The organism is Nocardia sp. NPDC057353, assembly GCF_042667085.1.
Lineage (GTDB): Bacteria > Actinomycetota > Actinomycetes > Mycobacteriales > Mycobacteriaceae > Nocardia.
On sequence record NZ_JBHVAK010000004.1, the window covers coordinates 161398 to 182584 of the forward strand.

23 protein-coding genes are annotated in these 21187 nt (G+C 71.6%); 10 read left to right on the forward strand and 13 right to left on the reverse strand.

The window, feature by feature from the left end:
* Position 1: 1 nt before the first annotated feature.
* Positions 2–394 carry a hypothetical protein gene (locus tag ACFUUZ_RS03700; RefSeq protein WP_378692192.1) on the reverse strand — a complete coding sequence of 131 codons (393 nt, stop codon included), beginning with the start codon at positions 392–394 and terminating at the stop codon, positions 2–4.
* Between the two features lie 163 nt (positions 395–557).
* Positions 558–977 (reverse strand): DoxX family protein, encoded by a 420-nt coding sequence (locus ACFUUZ_RS03705; RefSeq protein WP_378692194.1) that lies wholly within the window; start codon positions 975–977, stop codon positions 558–560.
* A 142-nt stretch (positions 978–1119) separates the two neighbouring features.
* Here ACFUUZ_RS03705 and ACFUUZ_RS03710 point away from each other — a divergent pair, with 142 nt between their 5' ends.
* The 4 genes from ACFUUZ_RS03710 to ACFUUZ_RS03725 all read left to right on the forward strand — a co-directional run bounded on the left by ACFUUZ_RS03710 (position 1120) and on the right by ACFUUZ_RS03725 (position 3778).
* Positions 1120–1776, forward strand: a complete 657-nt coding sequence (locus ACFUUZ_RS03710) for a TetR/AcrR family transcriptional regulator (RefSeq protein ID WP_378692196.1) — start codon at positions 1120–1122, stop codon at positions 1774–1776.
* 9 nt (positions 1777–1785) lie between these two features.
* Positions 1786–2604: a mycofactocin-coupled SDR family oxidoreductase gene (locus ACFUUZ_RS03715; protein ID WP_378692198.1), complete on the forward strand. Its 819-nt coding sequence runs from the start codon at positions 1786–1788 to the stop codon at positions 2602–2604.
* Between the two features lie 138 nt (positions 2605–2742).
* Positions 2743–2886 (forward strand): hypothetical protein, encoded by a 144-nt coding sequence (locus ACFUUZ_RS03720; protein WP_378692200.1) that lies wholly within the window; start codon positions 2743–2745, stop codon positions 2884–2886.
* A gap of 70 nt (positions 2887–2956) precedes the next feature.
* Positions 2957–3778 carry a TIGR03619 family F420-dependent LLM class oxidoreductase gene (locus tag ACFUUZ_RS03725; RefSeq protein ID WP_378692201.1) on the forward strand — a complete coding sequence of 274 codons (822 nt, stop codon included), beginning with the start codon at positions 2957–2959 and terminating at the stop codon, positions 3776–3778.
* Here ACFUUZ_RS03725 and ACFUUZ_RS03730 read toward each other — a convergent pair.
* From ACFUUZ_RS03730 to mftR, 6 genes are all read right to left on the reverse strand, one after another.
* The gene (locus ACFUUZ_RS03730; RefSeq protein WP_378692203.1) at positions 3766–6081 is read right to left on the reverse strand and encodes a SpoIIE family protein phosphatase; all 2316 of its coding nucleotides are present in this window, start codon (positions 6079–6081) and stop codon (positions 3766–3768) included. The genes ACFUUZ_RS03725 and ACFUUZ_RS03730 overlap by 13 nt on opposite strands.
* Positions 6078–6710 (reverse strand): SpoIIE family protein phosphatase, encoded by a 633-nt coding sequence (locus ACFUUZ_RS03735; RefSeq protein WP_378692205.1) that lies wholly within the window; start codon positions 6708–6710, stop codon positions 6078–6080. The genes ACFUUZ_RS03730 and ACFUUZ_RS03735 overlap by 4 nt, the downstream gene beginning before the upstream one ends.
* On the reverse strand, positions 6703–7116 hold the full coding sequence (locus tag ACFUUZ_RS03740) for an ATP-binding protein (protein ID WP_378692267.1): 414 nt from the start codon (positions 7114–7116) through the stop codon (positions 6703–6705). The genes ACFUUZ_RS03735 and ACFUUZ_RS03740 overlap by 8 nt, the downstream gene beginning before the upstream one ends.
* Entirely contained in the window at positions 7106–7492 is a 387-nt protein-coding gene (locus ACFUUZ_RS03745; protein ID WP_357023549.1) for an STAS domain-containing protein, read from the reverse strand. The genes ACFUUZ_RS03740 and ACFUUZ_RS03745 overlap by 11 nt, the downstream gene beginning before the upstream one ends.
* 16 nt (positions 7493–7508) lie before the next feature.
* Complete coding sequence (locus ACFUUZ_RS03750) at positions 7509–8414, reverse strand: STAS domain-containing protein (protein WP_067659190.1); 906 nt, start codon at positions 8412–8414, stop codon at positions 7509–7511.
* Positions 8415–8509: 95 nt separating this feature from the next.
* Positions 8510–9163 carry a mycofactocin system transcriptional regulator gene (gene mftR, locus ACFUUZ_RS03755; RefSeq protein WP_378692208.1) on the reverse strand — a complete coding sequence of 218 codons (654 nt, stop codon included), beginning with the start codon at positions 9161–9163 and terminating at the stop codon, positions 8510–8512.
* Positions 9164–9217: 54 nt separating this feature from the next.
* Between mftR and mftE the strand changes: the two genes are divergently transcribed.
* Both mftE and mftD read left to right on the forward strand, forming a co-directional pair.
* Positions 9218–9952, forward strand: a complete 735-nt coding sequence (mftE, locus tag ACFUUZ_RS03760) for a mycofactocin biosynthesis peptidyl-dipeptidase MftE (RefSeq protein WP_378692210.1) — start codon at positions 9218–9220, stop codon at positions 9950–9952.
* The gene (gene mftD / locus ACFUUZ_RS03765; protein ID WP_378692212.1) at positions 9949–11160 is read left to right on the forward strand and encodes a pre-mycofactocin synthase MftD; all 1212 of its coding nucleotides are present in this window, start codon (positions 9949–9951) and stop codon (positions 11158–11160) included. Before mftE ends, mftD begins: the two co-directional genes overlap by 4 nt.
* Here the strand turns inward: mftD and ACFUUZ_RS03770 are convergent, their stop codons facing one another.
* The 3 genes from ACFUUZ_RS03770 to ACFUUZ_RS03780 form a co-directional block, all read right to left on the reverse strand.
* On the reverse strand, positions 11161–12402 hold the full coding sequence (locus ACFUUZ_RS03770) for a fatty acid desaturase family protein (RefSeq protein ID WP_378692214.1): 1242 nt from the start codon (positions 12400–12402) through the stop codon (positions 11161–11163).
* Positions 12403–12410: 8 nt separating this feature from the next.
* Positions 12411–13523, reverse strand: coding sequence for a ferredoxin reductase (locus ACFUUZ_RS03775; RefSeq protein WP_378692216.1), 1113 nt, complete (start codon positions 13521–13523; stop codon positions 12411–12413).
* 139 nt (positions 13524–13662) lie between these two features.
* Entirely contained in the window at positions 13663–14724 is a 1062-nt protein-coding gene (locus tag ACFUUZ_RS03780) for an AraC family transcriptional regulator ligand-binding domain-containing protein (RefSeq protein WP_378692218.1), read from the reverse strand.
* A gap of 144 nt (positions 14725–14868) precedes the next feature.
* Here ACFUUZ_RS03780 and ACFUUZ_RS03785 point away from each other — a divergent pair, with 144 nt between their 5' ends.
* Positions 14869–16422 (forward strand): DHA2 family efflux MFS transporter permease subunit, encoded by a 1554-nt coding sequence (locus ACFUUZ_RS03785; protein ID WP_378692220.1) that lies wholly within the window; start codon positions 14869–14871, stop codon positions 16420–16422.
* Here the strand turns inward: ACFUUZ_RS03785 and ACFUUZ_RS03790 are convergent.
* Positions 16398–16862, reverse strand: coding sequence for a MarR family winged helix-turn-helix transcriptional regulator (locus tag ACFUUZ_RS03790; RefSeq protein ID WP_378692222.1), 465 nt, complete (start codon positions 16860–16862; stop codon positions 16398–16400). The two genes, ACFUUZ_RS03785 and ACFUUZ_RS03790, sit on opposite strands and share 25 nt — an antisense overlap.
* 165 nt (positions 16863–17027) lie before the next feature.
* Between ACFUUZ_RS03790 and ACFUUZ_RS03795 the strand changes: the two genes are divergently transcribed.
* Positions 17028–18704 (forward strand): fumarate hydratase, encoded by a 1677-nt coding sequence (locus ACFUUZ_RS03795; protein WP_378692224.1) that lies wholly within the window; start codon positions 17028–17030, stop codon positions 18702–18704.
* 160 nt (positions 18705–18864) lie between these two features.
* Positions 18865–19371: a M15 family metallopeptidase gene (locus ACFUUZ_RS03800; protein WP_378692269.1), complete on the forward strand. Its 507-nt coding sequence runs from the start codon at positions 18865–18867 to the stop codon at positions 19369–19371.
* Positions 19372–19377: 6 nt separating this feature from the next.
* Here the strand turns inward: ACFUUZ_RS03800 and ACFUUZ_RS03805 are convergent, their stop codons facing one another.
* A complete protein-coding gene (locus tag ACFUUZ_RS03805; protein ID WP_378692226.1) occupies positions 19378–20571 on the reverse strand; it encodes an XRE family transcriptional regulator in 1194 nt (397 codons plus the stop codon).
* A gap of 299 nt (positions 20572–20870) precedes the next feature.
* Between ACFUUZ_RS03805 and ACFUUZ_RS03810 the strand changes: the two genes are divergently transcribed.
* Positions 20871–21176 carry a hypothetical protein gene (locus tag ACFUUZ_RS03810; protein ID WP_378692227.1) on the forward strand — a complete coding sequence of 102 codons (306 nt, stop codon included), beginning with the start codon at positions 20871–20873 and terminating at the stop codon, positions 21174–21176.
* Positions 21177–21187 lie beyond the last annotated feature (11 nt).

A 21187-nucleotide genomic window follows, 5' to 3' on the forward strand; every position in this document is an offset into this window, starting at 1 on the left:
ATCAGGCGGAACGGCGGGACGCCGAGCGGTCGGCCACGGTGATCGTGGAGTCCGACCCGACGAGGTAGCGGCGCAGCGTGGCGGGCTCGTCCAGGATCAGCCAGCGCACGTCGTCGCTCAGCTCCGGCCTGCGCGCCCGGTGCGTGATCCCCAGCGCGGTGCGCGCGGCAGCGGCGCCCGCCGCCACCGGCAGCGCGATCCCGCGCACCTTGGCGATCGCGCGCTCCGCCACCGCCGCCTCCACCGGCAGGTCGATGGCGACGGCGATCGGCGCACCGGCCTCGGCGCCCATGCCGAGCAGCATCCTGGCGATGCGGTTGGACCAGCGGTGCAGTTCTTCGGCGGTCAGGTCGAGCGCGGGGTCGACGTGCGGCCGTGGTGTGGTGGAAGGCATGAGGGGTCCTTCGGGAGACGACGAGGGGGTGTCTCCGATACTCCTCGCGCGCACCCCGTCCCGATATGACCCCAGCGAGGGTGTGCTCGCCTCCGAGGGGGAGGAAAACCCCACCCTGGGTGGGGCATCCCGCGGCGGCCGCCCGTCGAACGGCCGCCCCGGCTCAGTTCACCCGCGCCCCGCGCCTGCGCCGGATGTAGTGGTCGGCCGCGGACCGCCCCGACTCCGCCAGCCCGACCGCCAGCAACCCGGCGATCAGGGCGAGCGGGAGTTCCCAGCCGCCGTCGGCGTTCCAGAAGCCCGCGTCCCGGTGCGCGTACCAGATGGCGCCGAGCATGTTCAGGATGAGCAGCAGCGAGACCAGGGGGAGCAGCAGGCCGAGGATCAGCAGGATGCCGCCGATGAACTCGACCCAGGTGGCGTACTGGGCGGCGAGCGCGGGCGCGGGGATGCCCATCGCGTCGAAGCCCTTCTCCACGTTGCTGATTCCGTTGGTGTGCAGCTTCTGCCAGCCGTGCATGATGAAGATGAAGCCGAGGATCAGCCGCGCCAGGAAGTGCGCTGCGTCGCGTGTGCCGTACATGTCGGTCCTCCGTCGCTGGTCACCATGGCAATCACTCGCGATCAGGCTATCCCCGTTCGGCCCGCCGTGTGGGGTTGCGCCCGGTCGCCGCTCGACAGATTACGTCAGGTGACTTAATCTCGCGGTCGACGATGGGAGCGCGATGGCAGGGCACGGCGAGGCGGCACGCGGCGCGCTGATGGACGCCGCCGAGGAGCTGTACGGCCGGGACGGCATCGACCAGGTCTCCAACCGGCGGATCGCCGAGCGCGCGGGCAATGCCAACCACTCCGCGGTCGCCTACCACTTCGGCGACCGGGACGGGCTGATCACCGCCATGCTGGACCGCTACACCGCGCGCGCCGAGCCGCTGCGCGCCCGCCTGCTGGCCGCGCTCGACCCGGACCCCGCGCTCCCGGCGCTGCTGCACTGCCTGGTGCTGCCCGCCGTCCGCGGCCTGGTCGACCTCCCCGCGCCGAGCTGGCGGGCCCGGTTCGTGAACCAGGTGCGCGCCGCGCCCTCCACCGCGCCGCTGCTGGAGCGGCCGGTCGCGGGCGCCGCCAGCGCCGCGATCATGGCCGCGGTCCGCGACCGCCTGTGCCACGTCGACCCGGCGGTGCTCGACGGCCGCGGCTGGGTGCTCACCCGGATGGTCTTCGAGGTCTGCGCCGCCTACGAGGCCGAGCTCGCCGCCGGGCAGCGCGAGCCGGAGCCCGCCGCGCTCGCCTGCTTCCTCACCGACGCGGCGGCGGGCATGCTCGCCGCCCCCGTCACCGCCCCCGGCGGCTTCGCCCCGGACCCCACGCTCATCCGCATCTAGGAGGACCCCATGACCGGACGTGTTGCAGGCAAGGTCGCGCTGATCACCGGCGCCGCCCGCGGCCAGGGCCGCGCGCACGCGGTGCGGCTCGCCGAGGAGGGCGCCGACATCGTCGCCGTCGACCTCGCGGGCCCGCTGCCCGGCGTGCCCTACGACTCGCCCACCCCCGACGACCTCGACGAGACCGTGCGGCTGGTGGAGAAGGCGGGCGGCCGGATCGTCGCGAGCATCGCCGACGTCCGCGACATCGACGCCATGCGCGCCGCCACTGACGCCGCCGTCGCCGAGCTCGGCAGGCTCGACATCGTGATCGCCAACGCGGGCATCTGCATCCCGAACGCCTGGAACGCGATCAGCCCGCAGGAGTTCCGCGACGTCATCGACACCAACGTCATCGGTGTCTGGAACACCGTCACCGTCACCGCCCCGCACCTCATCGCGGGCGGCCGCGGCGGCTCGATCGCGCTCATCAGCTCCTACGCCGGGGTCAAGATGCAGCCGTTCATGGTGCACTACACGGCGAGCAAGCACGCCGTCACCGGCATGGCGCGGGCCTTCGCCGCCGAGCTCGGCCCGCACGACATCCGGGTGAACTCGGTGCACCCCGGCGGGGTGAACACGCCCATGGGCTCGGGCAACATGCAGGCCGCCATCGCCGCGGCGGGCGAGACCAATCCGCAGCTCAACGGCATGGGAACCCCGTTCCTGCCGCGCTGGGCGGCCACCGCCGAGGAGATCGCCGACGCGGTGCTCTTCCTGGTCAGCGACGAATCGAAGTACATCACCTCGATCCCGCTCTCCATCGACGGCGGCGCCTCGCACTACTGACCGGCATCGGGCGCGGGCGAGATGTTCATCCGCGCCAGGCGAATACATCACCACGAAGTCGGCTTTTCGGGGAGAATAATGTCGGCGGGTTGGGTAATGCTGTGCCCGATCGCCACGTTCCGCCCGAAGGAGTCCGTCGTGAGCAATATCGATCAGGCCCCGCTCTTCAGCCACGCCGAGGCCGCAGTCGCCACCGGCACGGCCCCCGAGACCGCTGTTCCGCTGCCGGTGTTCAGCAGCGGCGAGCGCTCCGTCGCCCGCGAGGACGGTCGCTCCCGGTAGCGGGCGCAAGGGTCGCGCGCAGCGCGCGCGAAACGGAATTTCCCCGCGCGGACGGCCGTTCCGCATCGGTATGCAGATCGGAATCAACACCTTCCTGACCGACGAGGGGATCGGCCCGCTCGAACTGGGGCGGGCGCTCGAGGAGCGCGGCTTCGAATCGCTGTTCCTCGCGGAGCATTCGCACATCCCGCTGAGTCGGGAGACGGCGTACCCGGCCGGGGGTGAGCTGCCCCGGGTGTACTACCGCACGCTCGACCCGTTCGTGGCCTTCGCCGCCATCGCGGCGGTCACCGAGCGGCTGGTGCTCGGCACCGGGGTCACGCTGCTGATCCAGCGCGATGTGCTGCACACCGCCAAGGAGGTCGCGACGCTGGACCGGATCTCGAACGGCCGGGTGGTGTTCGGCGTCGGCGTCGGCTGGAACCGCGAGGAGATGGCCGACCACGGCACCGACCCGCGCACCAGGGGCGCGCTGCTGGACGAGCAGCTCCAGGTGATCACGCGGACCTGGACCGCGGAGACGGTCGAGTTCCACGGCACGCACCTGGACTTCGCGCCGTTCCAGGCCTGGCCCAAGCCGGTGCAGCGGCCGCACCCGCCGATCTTCGTCGGCGGTGCGGAGGCGGCGGCGAGGCGGGCGCGGCGGCTCGGCCTCGGCTGGATCCCGAACGGCGTCGGCAGCCCGGCCGCGGTGGCCGAGCAGCTCGCGCCGTTCCTGGACAGCGGGCTGCCGATCGCGGTCACCCCGGCCCCGGCCGACCCCGCGGTGCTCGACGCCTACGCCGAGGCGGGCGCGGTCCGCGCGACGCTGAAGCTGGAGACCCTGCCCGCGGACGAGACGCTGCGCGTCCTCGACGACCTCGCGAAGCTCGCCGCCCGCTACGCGGGCTGACCGGCGCTGCGGATCGGGTTCGCGGTGGGGAAGGTGATGGCGGGCAGCGTGACCCACATGCGCACCCTGGTGCCCTCCGCGGTGTGCTCGATCTCCACGTCCTCGGTGAGTGCCTTCATCATCTCGATGCCGCGGCCGCGGTAGCCGGGGTCCGCGGCGCGCGGCTTCCAGTCGCCGTCGTCGCGGACCACGATGACCACGGTCTCGGTGTCGCACTCCGCGGCGAGGATCACCCGGCCCGGCCGCTTGTGCAGGTAGGCGTGCTCGACGCTGTTGCTGCACGCCTCGTTGGCGGCGGCGACCAGGTCGGCGGCGAGGTCGTGCGGCACCGCGGCGGCGGCGAACCAGGCCTTCAGCGTGCGGCGCAGCACGGTGAGCTGCTCGGCGGCGGCGGGCACGTCGAGCAGCAGCGGGGCGGGCGGCTGCCGGTAGACCACCATGGCGACGTCGTCGTCGTACCCGGCGGCCGGGCGCAGCCTGCTCAGCACCGCGTCCGCGACCTCGCGCGGCAGCCGCCCCGGCGTCCCGGCCAGCACCTGCGCGATCTGCGCGAAGCTGTCGTCGATGTCGACGCCCTTGCGCTCCACCAGCCCGTCGGTGAAGAGCACCAGCGTGGCCCCGGGCGGGAGCGCGGTCGTCGCCTCCGGCCTGCGCGGCATGTCGAAGGTGGCCAGCGGCACCGCGCGCCCGCCCTCCAGCAGCCGCCCGACCTCGCCGACGTCGGCCAGGATCGGCGGCATGTGCCCGGCGCTGCTGTACCGCACCACCCCGCGCACCGGGTCGAGCACCGCCGCGCAGACCGTCGTGCACATGGCGCCGGGAATCCGCGCCGCCACCGTGTCCAGCTCGGCCAGCAGCTGGGCCGGACCGGCCCCGCGCAGCAGCAGCGCCCGCGCGGCGGTGCGCAGCTGGCCCATGACCACCGCGGCGGAGAGGCCGCGGCCGACGCAGTCGCCGACCACGACGCCGATGGTGCCGTCGCGCAGCGGGACCACGTCGTACCAGTCGCCGCCGATCTCCAGCGGCGGCAGCGCGGGCTCGTAGTGCACCGAGAAGCGCGGCGGCAGCTCGATCGGGCCGAGCATGGCGCGCTGCAGCGTGAGCGAGGTCGCGCGGGCCTGGTCGAAGTTGCGGGCCCGCTGCACCGCCAGGCTGAGGTGCCCGATGAGCAGCGAGAAGAGCGTGCGGTCGGCGGCGGCGACCACGCGCGGGGCGGCGAAGCGCAGCAGCAGCGCGGCGTCCCCGGTCTCGCCGAGCGGGGCCACGATGCCCGCGGCGCTGTCCAGGCCGTCGGGGAGCACCTGCAGCGAGCGCGGCGAGCGGCGGCGGGCGCGCTCCAGCAGCGCCCTGGTGTCCGGGTCCGGGCCGTCGGGGACGGCGCGCGCCGGGAGGTCGGCGAACTCGTCCTCGTCCTGGCGGTCCGGGCCGGAGGTGTAGATCTCCGGCTCCGCGGTGCGGGCGGGCCAGACCGCGACCACGGCCGCCGCCGCGCCCGCGGTGCGGCGCAGCTCGTCCAGCCCGACGGCGAGCACCTCGGCCACGCTGGTGGCCGCGCCCACCGCGGTCGCCAGCCGGGAGGCGGCCTGGTCGCGGGCCTGCGCGTCGTGCTCGGCGGTGACGTCGCGGATGGTGCCGACGAAGATCCGCTCGTCGTTCTCCGGCTTCACCAGCGAGCTGGTGCTCACCGCGAGCCAGACCTTGCGGCCGTCCCGGTGCTGCACCGGCATCACCCAGCGCAGCGACTCGCTGCCGAGGTCGGGGTAGCGCGGGGCGTTCGGCGGCGACCACGGGTGCGGCAGCGCGAACGGGACGTCGCCGGGGCCGTAGCCGGTGAGCGCGCCGAAGGCCGAGTTCACCTCGGTGATGGTGCCGTCCGCCTCGGCCACGAAGAAGCCGTCCTGCAGCGACTCCACCAGCGCGGTGCGGAAGGCGTCCCGCCCGGCCAGGTCGTCGGCGCGGGTGCGCTGCTGCTCGTAGGCCTTGGTGCCGTCCAGGTAGCCGCGGGTGGCGATGTCCAGCGCGGCCAGCGTCTGCAGCAGGAACTCCAGCGCGTTCTCCGCGATCCGCTGGTCACCGGCGTCCGGCGCGCGCTGCGCGGCCTGCACCACCCGGTAGTGGTGCTCGGTGAGGTCGAGCAGGCTGATCCGCTCCACCAGCGCCCGCCTGCCCAGCTCGTACCCCTCGCCGAGCCCGCCCTGCTCCGGCGCGGCGAGGTGCCGCCGCAGCACCGCCGCGTAGTCGTCGAGGAACGCGGTGAGCACCGCCCCGGCGTCGTCGCCCCGCTCCCCGGCCGCCATCGTCATGCCACCGGGTCGGTGGCGCCGCGGTGCCGCGCCGCCAGGACCAGGGCGTCGTCGGTGGCCTTGGCGTAGGTGTCCAGGATGGCTGCGGTGATGTCGGCGGTGGAGCGGGCCAGGTCGATGGCGCCGTCGGAGTCGGCGAGGATGCCGTCGGTGGACATGAGCAGCAGGTCGCCGGGGCGCACCGGGATGCTCTGCGGCTGCAGCGTCGGCGGCAGCCGGTAGCCGACGATCCCCGCGGTGAGCAGCATGGTGGCGCGCACCGAGATCCCGGCCGGGCCCGCGGTCAGCACCCGCGACTCCACATTCCCGACGCCGAGCCAGTGCACCGTCTCGTCGGCGCCGAACGAGGCCAGCGAGACCGCCGCGCCCCTGGTGTCGGACATGGCCCGGTGGCACAGCACCAGCAGCACGTCCAGCGGCTCGGAGCGGTTCTCCGCGAGCACCTGGGCCGCCCGGTCCGCCGCCTCGGCGGCGCCGCGGCCGTGGCCGAGCCCGTCCAGCACGCCGAAGAGCACCCGGCCGCCGCCCGCGTCCAGCACCACGCCGCGGTCACCGGAGGCCTCGTGGCCGGGGTAGGCGCGGCCCGCGACCGCCCACTCGACCCGGTTGACGAAACCGTGGTCAAACATTCTCCGGCACCCACTTCCACATCTCGATGAGGGTGCCCTGCCCGGGATTCGAGTCGACCGTGAGCCGGTCCATGAGCCTGCGCGCGCCGGGCAGCCCGAGCCCGAGCCCGCGGCCGGTGGAGTAGCCGTCCTCCAGCGCGCGGGTGATGTCGCGGATGCCCGGCCCCTGGTCCTCGGCCTGCACGATGAGCGCGCGCCTGCCCTCGCGCTCGTCCACCAGCAGCCGGATCTCACCGCTCCCGGCGTAACTGGTGATGTTGCGGGCGATCTCGGAGATGGCGGTGGAGATCATGGTGCGGTCGGTGAGCGAGAAGCCGAGCTCGGCCGCGAGTTCGCGGCCTGCCTGACGCGCGATCACGATGTCACCCGACACCTTGACCAGGATCACGTGGCTCTCAGCGGCCACTGTCACGGCCGTCTCGCTGGCGCCGGGAGGTCTTCGCGTTCAGCCAGGCGAGGCCCTCTTCGAGGTCGAGCGCGGTGTGCATGTCCTCGAAGGTCAACCCGAGCTGCACCATGGCGAACGCGACCTCGGGCTGCAGCCCGACGATCACCGTCTCGGCCCCCCGCAGCTGCGTCATGTGCGCGATGGTACGCAGCGAGCGAGCGGCGAACGAATCCATGATGTCGATGGCGGTGACGTCGACGATGATGCCGTTGGCGCGGTATTTGCTGACCTGCCGCATCAGGTCGTCCTGCAGCCGCTCGGTGTCGGCGTCGGTCAGCGCGGACTGCACCGACGCGATCAGGTAGGTGCCCTGCTTGAGAATCGGAACCGGCATCTGCGCGCCCGCCCGGTCAGCGGCCGTCGCGCTCGGTGAGCCGGTCCGTGACCCGGGTGACCTCGTAGCCGAGCAGCCGCTCCGCCTCCTCGATCCCGCCCTGCAGATCGCCGACCGCGTTCATCTTGGACAGGTCGAGCCCGATGGTGACCAGGGTGAGCGCGATGTCCGAGGAGAGCCCGGTGATGATCACGTTGGCGCCCATCAGCCCGGAGGCGTCGACCGTCTGCACCAGGTGGTTGGCGACCGTGGAGTCGATGTCCGGCACGCCGGTGATGTCGATGACGACCACCTTGGCGCGGTTGGCCCGGATGGCGCGCAGCAGCTGCTCGGTGAGCTGGCGGGCGCGCTGGCTGTCCAGCACGCCGATGATCGGCAGAATGAGCAGCTGCTCACGGACCTGCAGCACCGGGGTGGAGAGCTCGCGGATGGCCTCCTGCTGCTGCCGGATGACGCGCTCGCGCTCCTGCACGAAGGAGATGGCCACCGTGCTGGCGATCCGGTTCGCGGCGGGCTCGTAGGCGTCGAGCACGTGGTTGAGCAGGTTGAAGTCGGACTGGTACTTCTCGAAGAGCGAGCGGGCCAGCACATCTCGCAGCAGCAGCACGATGCCGAGCACCTCGTCGGTCTCGACGCCGCGCGGGATGATGCGCTCGGAGAGGTCGCGGGCGTAGGCCTGCAGCGCCTCGACGCTGCCGGTCTCCAGCACCGCCACGTAATTGTCGTAGACCGAGGTGATTTCGGAGAAGATCTCCTCCGGGGTCATCGCGGTGAGCAGCTGCGCGTCGGTGATCCGGCGCGCCCACTCCTCGCGCAGCGCGGTGCGATTCTGCCGCAGGTGCTCCACGAGCTGGGGCAGCAGGTTGTCGACCGGCCCCGCTACCAGCGGATCCGCCGAAAGACTCATGGACACCTCGGACATGGAATTCCAGGCCCCTTCTCATCGGTTGGATGGGGGTTGTGCTGCCGGTCGCCGCGACCCGCACCGCGCCGGGCGCGCGCCGACACCGAGCCTACTCATACCCCATCTCCACCGCCGCCCAAACCTGCGGGTAGCTCGGCGGCTACCGGGTCCGGCACCGCGAAGCCCGCGGCGAGCGCGGCCAGCGCCCGGTCCAGGTAGACCGTGAGGTCGCCGTCGGCGCGGCCGAGCCAGGCGTCGAAGGCGGCGCGCGCGGTCGCCAGGGTTGCCCGGCCGACCGCCATCGGGACCAGGTCGTCCGCGGCGCCCCCCATCCGGCGCGCCGCGAACTCGGCGACCGCGCGCTCCCAGGCGTCGTAGTGCGCGCCCGCCGTTGCGGCCAGCCCGGGAACCGTTGCCAGCAGGTGCATCCTGGTGCGCAGCTCCGGGACGTCCTCGGCGCGATACACATTGGCCGCGATCACCACCCGGCGCACCGCCGTCATCAGCGGGACGTCGTCGGCCACGGTCGCGAAGAGCCCGCGCAGCGCCGCCACCTCGTCGTCGAACTGGTACCAGAGCAGCTCGCCCTTGCTGGGGAAGTAGCGGAAGAAGGTGCGCTCGCTGATCCCGGCAGCCGCCGCGATCTGCTCCACCGTGGTGTCCTCGAAACCGCGCTCGGTGAACAGCTCGAGCGCGATGAGCTCGAGTTGGCGGCGGCTGGTCCCGCGCGGCCTGCCGCGGGTGCGCGTGTTCCCCTGCTCGGTCACCGGGCGATTATCGCAGGCTTGATTATGTCAGTCGGTGACGATAATGTTTGCGCCGTGGCCGAACTCACAGCACCGGGTCGCGCGGACGCCGAAGTGGCCGCGCTCACCTGGCCTGAGGTGGGTGCGCTCGGCCGCGCGGCGATCCTGGTGGTCCCCCTGGGGGCCACCGAGCAGCACGGCCCGCACCTGCCGCTGTCGACCGACACCGACCTCGCTGTCGCGCTGTGCTCCGGGTTGGCCGCCGCCCGCCCGGATGTGCTGGTGGCGCCCGCGCTGCCCTACGGGTCCAGCGGGGAGCACGCCGGGTTCCCCGGCACGCTCTCCATCGGCCAGGCCGCTCTGGAGCTGGTACTGGTCGAGCTGTGCCGCTCGGCCACCGACTTCCTCGACCGGGTGCTGCTGGTCAGCGGCCACGGCGGCAATGCCGAGCCGCTGCGGCGGGCCTGCGCGCTGCTCCGCGGCGAAGGGCGTGACGTGCGGTTCCATCTGCCGCAGTACCCCGGCGACGCGCACGCCGGACGCAGCGAGACCGCGCTGCAGCTCGCCCTCGACCCCGGGCGGGTGCGGCTCGACCGCTCCGAACCGGGGGAGCCCCGCCCCCTGCGCGACCTGCTCCCCGCCCTGCGCGCGGGCGGCGTCCGCGCCGTCAGCGCCAACGGCGTACTGGGCGACCCCACCGACGCCACCGCCGACGAGGGCAGCGCCCTGCTGCACCGGCTGGTGACCGACCTGATCGAGCGCACCGGCCAGTGGTGGCCGGTGTCCTCCCCGGAAAGGATCCGACGATGAATCCCTGGTTCGAGACCGTGGCCGAGGCCCAGCGGCGAGCGAAGAAGCGGCTGCCCAAGCCGGTGTACGGCGCCCTCATCGCCGGCTCCGAGCGCGGGCAGACCATCGAGGACAACCAGAAGGCCTTCACCGAGCTCGGCTTCGCCCCGCACGTGGCCGGGCCCATCGGCGAGCGCTCGCAGGCCACCACGGTGCTCGGGCAGAGCGTCTCCATGCCGGTGCTGATCTCGCCCACCGGCGTGCAGGCCGTGCACCCCGACGGCGAGGTCGCGGTCGCCCGCGCCGCCGCCGCCCGCGGGGTCGCGATGGGGCTCAGCTCGTTCGCGAGCAAGCCCGTCGAAGAGGTGATCGCGGCCAACCCCTCGACCTTCTTCCAGCTCTACTGGTGCGGCTCCAAGGACGACATCCTCGCCCGCATGGCCCGCGCGAAGGCGGCCGGTGCGGTCGGGCTGATCCTCACCCTGGACTGGTCGTTCTCGCACGGCCGGGACTGGGGGAGCCCGGAGATCCCGCAGAGCCTCGACTTCCGCACCATGCTCAAGTTCGCGCCCGCGACCGTGATCAAGCCGCGCTGGCTCACCACCTACCTGCGGTCGGGCACCCTCCCCGACCTCACCGTGCCCAACCTGGTCACCGGCGACGCCAAGGCCCCCGGCTTCTTCACCGCCTACGGCGAGTGGATGAACACCCCGCCCCCGGACTGGGCCGACGTGCAGTGGGTCGTCGACAACTGGGACGGCCCGGTGCTGCTCAAGGGCGTCATCCGGGTCGACGACGCCCAGCGCGCCGTCGACGCGGGCGTGGCGGGTATCTCCGTCTCCAACCACGGCGGCAACAACCTGGACGGCACCCCCGCCGCCATCCGCGCCCTGCCCGCCATCGCGGACGCGGTCGGCGACCAGATCGAGGTCCTGCTCGACGGCGGCATCCGCCGCGGCAGCGACGTCGTGAAGGCCGTCGCGCTCGGCGCCCGCGCCGTCCTCATCGGCCGCGCCTACCTCTGGGGCCTCGCCGCCAACGGCCAGGCGGGCGTCGAGAACGTCCTCGACATCCTGAAGGGCGGCATCGACTCCGCCCTCCTCGGCCTGCGCAAGACCAGCATCCACGACCTCGACCGGGACGACATCGTCATCCCCCAGGGTTTCGTCCGCGACCTCGGCGCCCCGGTCGCCCCCACCCGCACCCTGGACACCGCCGCCTCGGCCTGATCACGCGCCCGAGCGCACCGGGGCCTCGTTCAGTTCGCGCAACGCGGTGCGCAGGCCCCGGCGCTGACCGGTGACCGGGTCGACGCCGAAGTGGTCCGAGAGCCCCTCGCGGATGGCGAAGCGGAGTTCGGAGGCGGTCTCCGGCGCGTCGTCGGAGGTGGCGGAGAGCAGACCGTTGGGGACCGAGAGCTTGGCGATGGTCCGGAAGGTCTGCAGGTACTGGTGGCCGATGGAGCCGGTGGTGTACGGAAGGTCGTACTTGTCGCAGAGCGCGCGGACCCGGACCCCGATCTCCTCGTAGCGGTTGCTGGGGAGGTCGGGGAAGAGGTGGTGCTCGATCTGGTGGCTGAGGTTGCCGCTCATGAAGCGCATGAGCGGGCCCGCGTGGAAGTTCGCGGAGCCGAGCATCTGGCGCAGGTACCAGCGCGGCTGGTCCTCCTCGGCGAATTCCTCCCTGGTGAATTTCTCGGCACCGTCGGGGAAGTGGCCGCAGAAGATGACCATGTACGCCCAGTAGTTCCGGACGATATTGGCGGTGGCGTTCGCGGTGAGCGTGGTCTTCCAGTTCTTCCCGGCCACCGCGGGGAAGATCAGGTAGTCCTTGGCCGCCTGCTTGCCGACCTTGGTGCCGATGATCCGCAGGTCGCGGAAGACCTGCCGCCAGGTCTTCTCCTTCTTGCGGATCTTCTCCACCTCGAGGTGGTGCGCGGCGACGCCCCACTCGAAGAAGGTCGCCAGCAGGAAGTTGTAGACGGGGTTGCCGACGTTCCACCACAGCCACTTCTGGTCGCGGGTGATGCGCAGGATGCCGTAGCCGACATCGTCGTCCATGCCGACGATATTGGTGTACTTGTGGTGCACGAAATTGTGCGAGTGCTTCCACTGCACGCTCGGGCAGGTGGTGTCCCACTCCCACGAGGAGGAGTGGATCTCCGGGTCGTTCATCCAATCCCACTGCCCGTGCATGACATTGTGCCCGAGTTCCATGTTCTCGATGATCTTCGCCGCCGAGAGCATGGCGGTGCCCGCCACCCACGCGGCCTTGCGATTGCTGAACATGAGGGTCGCGCGCCCACCGGCGGCCAGCGCCCGCTGGAGCGCGATGGTGCGGTGGATGTACTTGGCGTCGCGTTCGCCGCGCGACTCCTCGATATCGCGGCGGATCGCGTCGAGTTCGGCGCCGAGCGCCTCGACGTCCTCGGCGGTCAGATGGGCGTAGACGTCGATATCGGTGATGGCCACGGGACCTCCTACAGGTCGAGCGTGCATTCTCCGGACACGGTGCTGATGCAGGTCTGGATTCGTTCTCCTTCGCGCCGCTCCTCGCCGGTGCGGAGGTCGCGCGCGTAGCCCCCCGCCAGGGGGACGACACAGGTCTGGCAGATGCCCATCCGGCACCCGAAGGGCAGCTGGACGCCCAGGTTCTCGCCGGCTTCGAGCAGCGTTGTCGCGCCGTCGATCTCGGCCTCCTTGCCGGAGACCGCGAAGTGCACGGTGCCGCCCTCGCCGCCGTGGTCGGTGCGGGCGATGGTGAAGCGCTCGGTGTGCAGCCGGTGCCGCAGCCCGCCCGCCTCGTAGTGCGACTCCATGGCGTCGAGCAGCCCGGCGGGGCCGCAGGCCCAGCAGTCCCGTTCCCGCCAGTCGGGCACCCACTCGTCCAGGCGCGCGGCGTCGACATTGCCCATCTCGCGGGTGAGCTGCAGGGTCAGGTCGTAGCCGGGGGCCTCGGCCGCCTTGCGCTCCAGCTCGTCGAGGAAGATGACGTCGTCCCGGGTCGGCGCGGAGTGGATGTGCCGGATGTCGGGCACCTGCCCCTTGGCCGTGAGCGCCCGGAGCATCGCCATCACCGGCGTGATCCCGCTGCCCGCGGTCACGAACAGCAGCTTCCCCGGCACCGGTTCGGGCAGGTGGAAGTCGCCCTTGGGGGCGGCCAGCCGGATGATGGTGCCGGGTTCGACGCCGTCCACCAGGTGAGTGGAGAGGAACCCGTCCGGATTCGCCTTGACGGTGATCGAGAGCGTCCGGTCCCCGGTGTCGCCGATCGAGGTGAGCGAGTAGGAGCGCCAGTGCCAGCGGCCGCCGATCTGAAGCCCGATGCCGATGTACTGCCCCGGCCGGTAGGTCGCCGGGAAGCCCCAGCCGGGCCGGATCACCACCGTGGCCGAATCGGCGGTCTCCTTGACGACGTCGACGACCTTGCCGCGCAGCTCGCGCGCGGTCCAGAGCGGATTGATCAGGCGCAGGTAGTCGTCGGGGAGCAGCGGTGTGGTGGCCCGCGCCACCAGGCCGCGCACGATATTGACCGGCGGCCTCGTCGCCTCGACGTCCGCGGCCGGCCGTTTGCTCCACTTCAGCAGATCCATCGGCAGCCCCTAACTTCTGTGCACGACCGTACACTCACTTGCTGAGCACATGGGAGGGGTATACCACCGAGATCGCGCGAATATGCGCGAGTAGGCGGCGATTGTCAGTAGACGTCTGTACACCGATTGCGGTGCGGCGTCACCGCCGGTAGGTACTCGGCGGGCTACCGGTCCACCGGGTGAACGACCGGCTGAACGCCGCGGCACCGGAGTACCCGAGCCGAACCGCGGTCTCCTGCACGGTCAGTCCGAGGACGCCGAGCATGTCGATCGCGAGCGCGCTGCGGACCTCCTCGCCGAGCGCGCGGAAGGTGGTCCCCTCGTCGGCGAGCCTCCGGTGCAGCGTGCGCCGGTCCATGTTCAGGCTCCGCGCGATCTCCTCCGCCGTCGGCGGCGCGTCGATCCGCTGCAGCAGCAGTGCGCGGATCCTGGTGGCGAGCCGACCGTGCTCGCTGCGCCGCTGCAGCAGCTCGAGGCAGTGCTGCTCGCAGAGCGCGGCGGTAGCGGGATCGGGCATGGACATCGGTTCGGCGAGGAGGTCGAGGGGGAACGTCAGAGCGGTCGTCGGCCGGTCCGCGACGATCGGGACCCGCTGAACCGGGTTGTGCGCGACATCGGCGAGCATCCGGGCCATGCCCTCGGTCACGGTGGCCACGGTGCTGCCGGGCAGGGCCAGCTCGAGGCGGGTGTCGCCGAGCCGGTCCGCGAGTCCGGGGCCGAGGCAGCGCAGCACGAGCACGCCGAAGATGATCACGAGGTCCCGCTCGAGCAGGAAGGCGCGGACATCGGCGGGCAGGGAGTCGGTGCGGAACTCGATCCGCCCCGTCGTCGGGGTGAGGCCGACCTCGATCTCGATGAACCGGTTGCCGATCCGCAGCGTCTGCAGCGCGACCCGCAGCGCCTCGCCCGCGGTCAGGCTGCTGAGCATGGCGAAGCCGAGCAGCCCGAAGTTGGTCAGGGAGAAGCGCCGCGCCACCTCGGTGCCGAGGCCGGGCCGGTCGCCGACGGTCTGCACCAGGTTGCGGGCGACCGTCAGCTCCTGGATCGCCTCGACCTCCAGATCGTCGGCGTCGAGGTCGGCCGGGCGCAGGCCGGTGGAGGCGAGCAGCCTGCGCTCCGTGGCGCCGTGCTCGATGCCGACCCGCACCATGTGCCGGACTCCGATGATGCCGCGCCTGAAGTCCCAGGAAGGTCGCTCCACCGGCCCGAAAATATCATGGTTGTGTCCCAATCGAGCATTTCGGTCTTTCCCGCGGCTCCCTACAGTGACGTGGTGCCGGGCGAAAGGCGGCGCGGTGCGGCAGGGGGTCTCCGCGCCGCCCGGCACCACCGGAAGGGGCTGCGGATGAATTCTCCGATTGTTCGATGGCTCGGTATGGCGGCATTGTGCTTCGCCGAGCTGATGGTTTTCGTGGACAACACGATCGTGAATGTCGCGCTACCGACGATCGCCACCGATCTGGGTGCGGATATGGCCGGATTGCAGATGGTGGTGGATGTCTACACATTGGTTTTCGCGGGATTCCTGCTCACCGGCGGTTATCTGGGAGACCGTTTCGGGCGCAAGACGCTGCTCATCGTCGGCATCGTAGGGTTCGCCGCGCTGTCGGTGTTCGCGGCGACGTCGGACAGCCTCGGACAGCTGATCGTCGCGCGGGCGGGGCTCGGTTTCTTTGCCGCGCTCGTGTTCCCGGCGACCCTGGCGATCGGCGTACTGCTCTTCGACGACCTGCGGGAGCGTGCGATCGCGGTGGCCGCCTGGGCCGCTGTCGCCGGAGTCGCCGCCGCCATCGGCCCGGTGCTCGGCGGCTGGCTGCTCGACAACTATGCGTGGGGGTCGATCTTCTGGATCAATGTACCGGCCGGTGCCATCGCCCTCGTCGGCGCGGCGCTCCTTCTCCCGCAGAGCCGGAATCCCGAGGCGGACGCATTCGATTTCGGCGGCATGGCGCTGTCGATAGTCGGTATCTCGATATTCGTCTACAGCGTGATCGAGGCGCCCGGCCACGGCTGGCTCTCGACGCGGACCGTCGCCGGATTGCTCGTCGGTGCCGCGGTGATCGGCGCCTACGTGGTGTGGGAGAAACGATTCTCGTCGCCGCTGTTCGACGTGCGATTGTTCCGCGACCGAAATTTCGCCACGGCGGCGATGATGCTGACCTTCGGCATGTTCGCCCTGATGGGATTCGTCTTTCTCATGACCCAGTATTTCCAGGGCATCAGGGAGTACGAGCCGTTCGAAACCGGAATCCGCACCCTGCCGTTCGCGATCGCGATGGCGGTGTTCGCCGGGCCGAGCATGTGGGCGGGGTCGAGGCTCGGGGCGGGCCGGGCGGCCGCGCTCGGCTCGCTGGTGATGGCCGTGGCCTTCTGGCTGACCATCCGCTACGACCAGTACACGTCGTACTGGGGCGTCATCGTTCCGGTCATGGTGACGCTGGCGCTCGGCGTTGCGCTCGTCTCCGGTCCGGCGACCTTCGCCGTGCTCAACGAGCTGTCGTCCGGGCAGGTCGGGGCCGGGTCGGCGGTGAACGACACGAGCCGGGAACTCGGGGGGACGCTGGGCGTCGCGGTCCTCGGCTCGGTCCTCGCCTCGGTGTACTCGGAAAAGGTGGCGGGCGGGCTCGGTGCCATCCCGCTGCCCGAGGCGGCCGAGGCCGCGGCGACGAGTTCGATGTTGGCCGGGGTACACGTGGCGGGGGCGCTTCCCGGCCCCGCAGGCGACCGGCTCGGTGACCTGGTGAAGGCCACCTTCCTGGACGGCTTCCATGCGGCCGCCCTGGTCGCCGGTGCTGTGGCGGTGCTGGCCGCGATCGCGGGGTGGCTCCTGCTCGCACCCCGCACCGCATCGACGCGCTCGGCCTCGGCGCCGCGTCAGGGCTCGGCGGAGCGCCGGTGATGGGCGAGGAGGGTGTCGTAGATGTCGGCGAGCGCGGCGAGTTGCGCGCGGTCGAGCACGTCGATCATGTTCCGCCGGACGCTCGCGACGTGCATCGGCGCCGCCTCGCCGAGCGCCATGATGCCGTCCGGGGTGAGCCGGGCGGCGGTGCGCCGCGCATCGTCGGGGAGCGGCTCGCGGGCGACCAGCCCGCGCCGCTCCATGCGGGTGATCTGGTGCGAGAGCCTGCTCTGCGACCACTCCAGCTTGGCCGCCAGCTCGGCGAAGGTCAGCGATTCACCATTGAGTGAGAGGTAGGCCATCACCGAGTACTCGGCGAAGGTCAGGTTCGACGCGCGGGTGGAGTCCCGCCCGACCGCGGCGGCGACCAGGTCGCGGGTGCGGACGTAGCCGAGCCACGCCCGCATCTCCAGGTCGTCGAGCCACTGTGGGTCGGTCACCGCCTGTGTTCCCATCCTCGCCGGTCGCTGTCGTCGCGCTTGAAGTTGAAGGTACAACTTCGGTGTGCACCGCCGTGCATAGGGGAGCCTAAGCAACGATCGCCCGGGTCGCGGTCGTTACGCTCCGGTGACTTCGCAGACAGCCCGCTTGAAGGAGTGCGTTCCGTGACCGCGCCCGAGTTCCGCTATTCCGACCTGCTGCCGATCGGCGCCGACGAGACGCCGTACCGGTTGCTCACCACCGAGGGGGTCTCCACCGTCGAGGTCGGCGGCCGCACTTTCCTCCAGGTGGAGCCCGAGGTGCTGCGGCTGCTGACCGCGGAGGCGATGCACGACATCAGCCACTACCTGCGCCCGGCACATCTGCAGCAACTGCGGCGGATCATCGACGATCCGGAGGCCAGCGGGAACGACCGGTTCGTCGCGCTGGACCTGCTCAAGAACGTGAACATCTCGGCGGGCGGCATCCTGCCCATGTGCCAGGACACCGGCACCGCCATCGTCATGGGCAAGAAGTCCGAGGGCGTGCTGACCGGCGCGGACGACGCCGAGTGGATCAGCCGCGGCGTCTTCGACGCCTACACGAAGCTGAACCTGCGGTACTCGCAGCTGGCGCCGATCACCATGTGGGACGAGAGGAACACCGGCTCCAACCTGCCGGCGCAGGTCGAGCTGTACTCGGCGCCCGGCGACCCGGCGCACCCGGCCTACAAGTTCCTGTTCATGGCGAAGGGCGGCGGCTCGGCCAACAAGTCCTTCCTCTACCAGGAGACCAAGGCGGTCCTGAACCCCACGCGGATGCTGGAGTTCCTGGACGAGAAGATCCGCTCGCTCGGCACCGCGGCCTGCCCGCCCTACCACCTGGCGGTGGTGATCGGCGGGACCAGCGCGGAGTTCGCGCTCAAGACCGCGAAGTACGCCTCGGCGCACTACCTGGACTCGCTGCCCACCGAGGGCTCGCTCGCCGGGCACGCCTTCCGCGACCTGGAGCTGGAGGAGGAGGTCTTCAAGCTCACCCAGTCCTTCGGGATCGGGGCGCAGTTCGGCGGCAAGTACTTCTGCCACGACGTGCGGGTGGTGCGGCTGCCGCGGCACGGGGCGAGCTGTCCGGTGGCGCTCGCGGTGTCCTGCTCGGCGGATCGGCAGGCGCTGGCGAAGATCACCGCGGAGGGGGTCTTCCTGGAGCAGCTCGAGCGGGAGCCCGCGCAGTACCTGCCGGAGCAGACCGATGAGATCCTCGGCGGCGACGTGGTCCGGATCGACCTGAACCGGCCGATGGCGGACATTCGCGCGGAGCTCTCCAAGTACCCGGTGAAGACGCGGCTGTCGCTGAGCGGGCCGTTGGTGGTGGCGCGCGACATCGCGCACGCCAAGATCAAGGAGCGGCTGGACGCGGGCGAGCCGATGCCGGAGTACCTGCGCGACATGGCCGTCTACTATGCGGGGCCCGCCAAGACGCCGGACGGGTACGCCTCCGGGTCGTTCGGGCCGACCACCGCCGGGCGGATGGACTCCTACGTGGACCAGTTCCAGGCGGCGGGCGGGTCGCACGTCATGCTGGCCAAGGGGAACCGGTCCGCGCAGGTGACCAGGGCGTGCAAGGAGCACGGCGGGTTCTACCTGGGGTCGATCGGCGGGCCCGCGGCGCGGCTGGCGCTGGACTGCATCAAGTCGGTCGAGGTGCTGGAGTACCAGGAGCTCGGCATGGAAGCGGTGTGGAAGATCGAGGTCGAGGACTTCCCGGCCTTCATCGTGGTGGACGACAAGGGGAACGACTTCTTCGCGGAGACGCAGAAGCCGATCGCGCTGCGGGTGCGGACCCGGTCCGCCGAGCGGGTCTGAGCGCGCCTACGATCGCCGCATGGTCGAAGCGGAGCGCGGTGCCGATGTCCAGGACGATCGGCGAGCCTCCGCCGCACCGCCCGCGGTATGCGCGCGACCCGGCCGTGACCGCGGCGGGCGCGGCCTCCCGGTCGGTGCGCGCCGGGGATCGGCGGCGCTGCTGCTCGCCGCGGGGCTGGCGCTGACCGCACCGGTCGCCACCGCCGCGCCCGAACCGCCCGTGGGCGCCGCGCCCGAACTCAGGGCGGGCGCGATCGACCAGCGCGAGGGGATCGGGTCGGCCACCGGCACCGAGGGGCTGAACCCGGCGCTCGCGCTGGCCTACACCCTCGCCGAGGGGGAGGCGCACGCGCAGGGGGTGCCGCTCTCGATCACCTCCGGGTACCGCAGCCCGGCCGAGCAGCAGGCGCTGTGGGACGAGGGGCTCGCCACCTACGGCAGCCCGGAGGAGGCGCGCCGCTGGGTGCTGCCGCCGGACGAGTCGACGCACGTCAGCGGGGACGCGGTCGACGTAGGGCCGCTCGCGGGCGCGCAGTGGCTGGAGGCGAACGGGTTCCGCTGGGGGCTCTGCCGCACCTTCGACAACGAGTGGTGGCACTTCGAACTCGCCACCGCGCCGGGCACGGCGTGCCCGGCGCGTTTCCCGGACGCGAGCGTCAGGTACTGACCGCGCTCACACCCGGGCCAGCGCCCGGAGCTGGTCCAGGTAGTCCTGGCCGCGCGGGTCGCCGGGGAACCGGTCGTTGATCTCCCGCGCCAGCTCGCCCGCGATCCAGCCGAGCGAGGGCAGCGAGCGCCGATCGTGCCCGAACGCCGCCTCCGCCTCGGCCAGCGCGCACTCCAGGTCGCGCTCGCGGGCGGCGAGCACGGCCAGCGTCAGGTGCGCTTCGGCGGCGCGCATGGGGTTGCGCACGGTGCCGTCCACCCGGAACGAATCCCGGATGACCTCCCTGGCGTAGGCCCGCGCCGCCCGGTCGTCGCCGACGACGCGGCTGCAGTCCATGGCGTAGAAGTCGAACTTCTGCGGGTCCACCACGAAGTGGTTGTCCAGGTCGGCGGGGTGCTCGAGCTGGTCGAGGATGGCGCGGCCGCGCTCCAGCGCCGTCTCCACCCTGGCCCGGTCGCCGAGCCGGGCCCAGCCCTTGGCCTGCTGCGCGGCCAGCTGCACCCCGACCCCGTAGCCGCGGCAGGACTCCAGCACCGGCTCGGCGGCCTCGATCGCGCCGCGGTAGTTGCCCTGGGTGAGCGCGAACCAGGACGCCATCTCGGCGGCCCAGCCCACGATCTCCGGGTTCTCCGACTCGGTGCCGAGCGACAGCGCCGCCTGCCGGGTCGACTCCGCCGACGCGCGCTTGCCGAGGTCGTACTCCACGCAGCCGACCAGCAGCGCCACCCAGCCCGCCAGCGAGAGGATCTCCCGGTGCTGGGCGAGCGTGAGCCTGCCGTCGAGCAAGGCGGCTATCCGCCGCAGCCAGGCCGTGCCCTCGCTGTGCAGCTCGATCGGGTCGGCGTAGGCGTACTCGCAGCAAAGCCGCTCCGCGGTGATCCGCACCGCGTCCAGCGTGGAGCCGGAGACATCCGACATCCGCAGCCTGCCGACGAATTCCAGGGTGTCCATGCCGGTCGCGGAGAGCAGCTCGTCGTCGCGGTTCGGCCTGGCCTTGGGGAAGAACGAGGCGGCGGCGGAGTCGAAGGCCGCCGCGATGATGGGGGCGTAGAAGTCGTCCGGTTTCGACTCGCCCGCCTCCCACCTGCGCCAATTGCGCAGCAGCGTGCTGTCGGTCGGCAGATTGTGCGCGGACTTGGCGCGCATCACCCGGATCGCGTCGGCTTGGGACCACCCCCTCGCGTCGCGTTCGGAGCGCATGCGGACTGCCCAGACGGGTCGATCGTCGGCTATGGCCACGCCGCCAGTATCGCACCAGTTAACCTTCGGCGTCCTCGATAGGGCAACCCGATGTCACCGGGTTGACATCTGCATTCGCACTATGTCGTTCGGCATCCTGTAGGGGAGCGAGAAGTTTGCCCGAAGGTTCCTGTAAGTGCAGATGGTTGTGCATCCGCTAATGCGGGCGCACGCGCAGGGGTAGGAGCCGGCGGGTGGTCCCTGGAGGCGCTCCCGGGGACCGCAGGACGCGAAGACATACCGATCCAACGGAGGTTTCGGTGCAAGCGTTGACCTACGGGTACGTGCGGGACGATCTGGCCGACGGGCGGGGGGAGGAGCTGGAGCGCGCGCTGCGCGATCTGGCCCGCTCCCGCGGCCTCTGTTTCGCCGCGACCTTCCACGAGTCCTGCGACGGCGACGGCACGGCGCTGGCGGAGCTGACCCACGAACTCCAGCGCGCCGACGCACACCACGTGCTGACGCCGTCGCTGGACCACCTGGGCGGCCAGACCATCCCGCGCGAGATCCTGATCGCCCGGCTGGCGCGGGACGCCGCCGCACACGTGCTCACCCTGGACGGGTGAGCGGCCCGGCG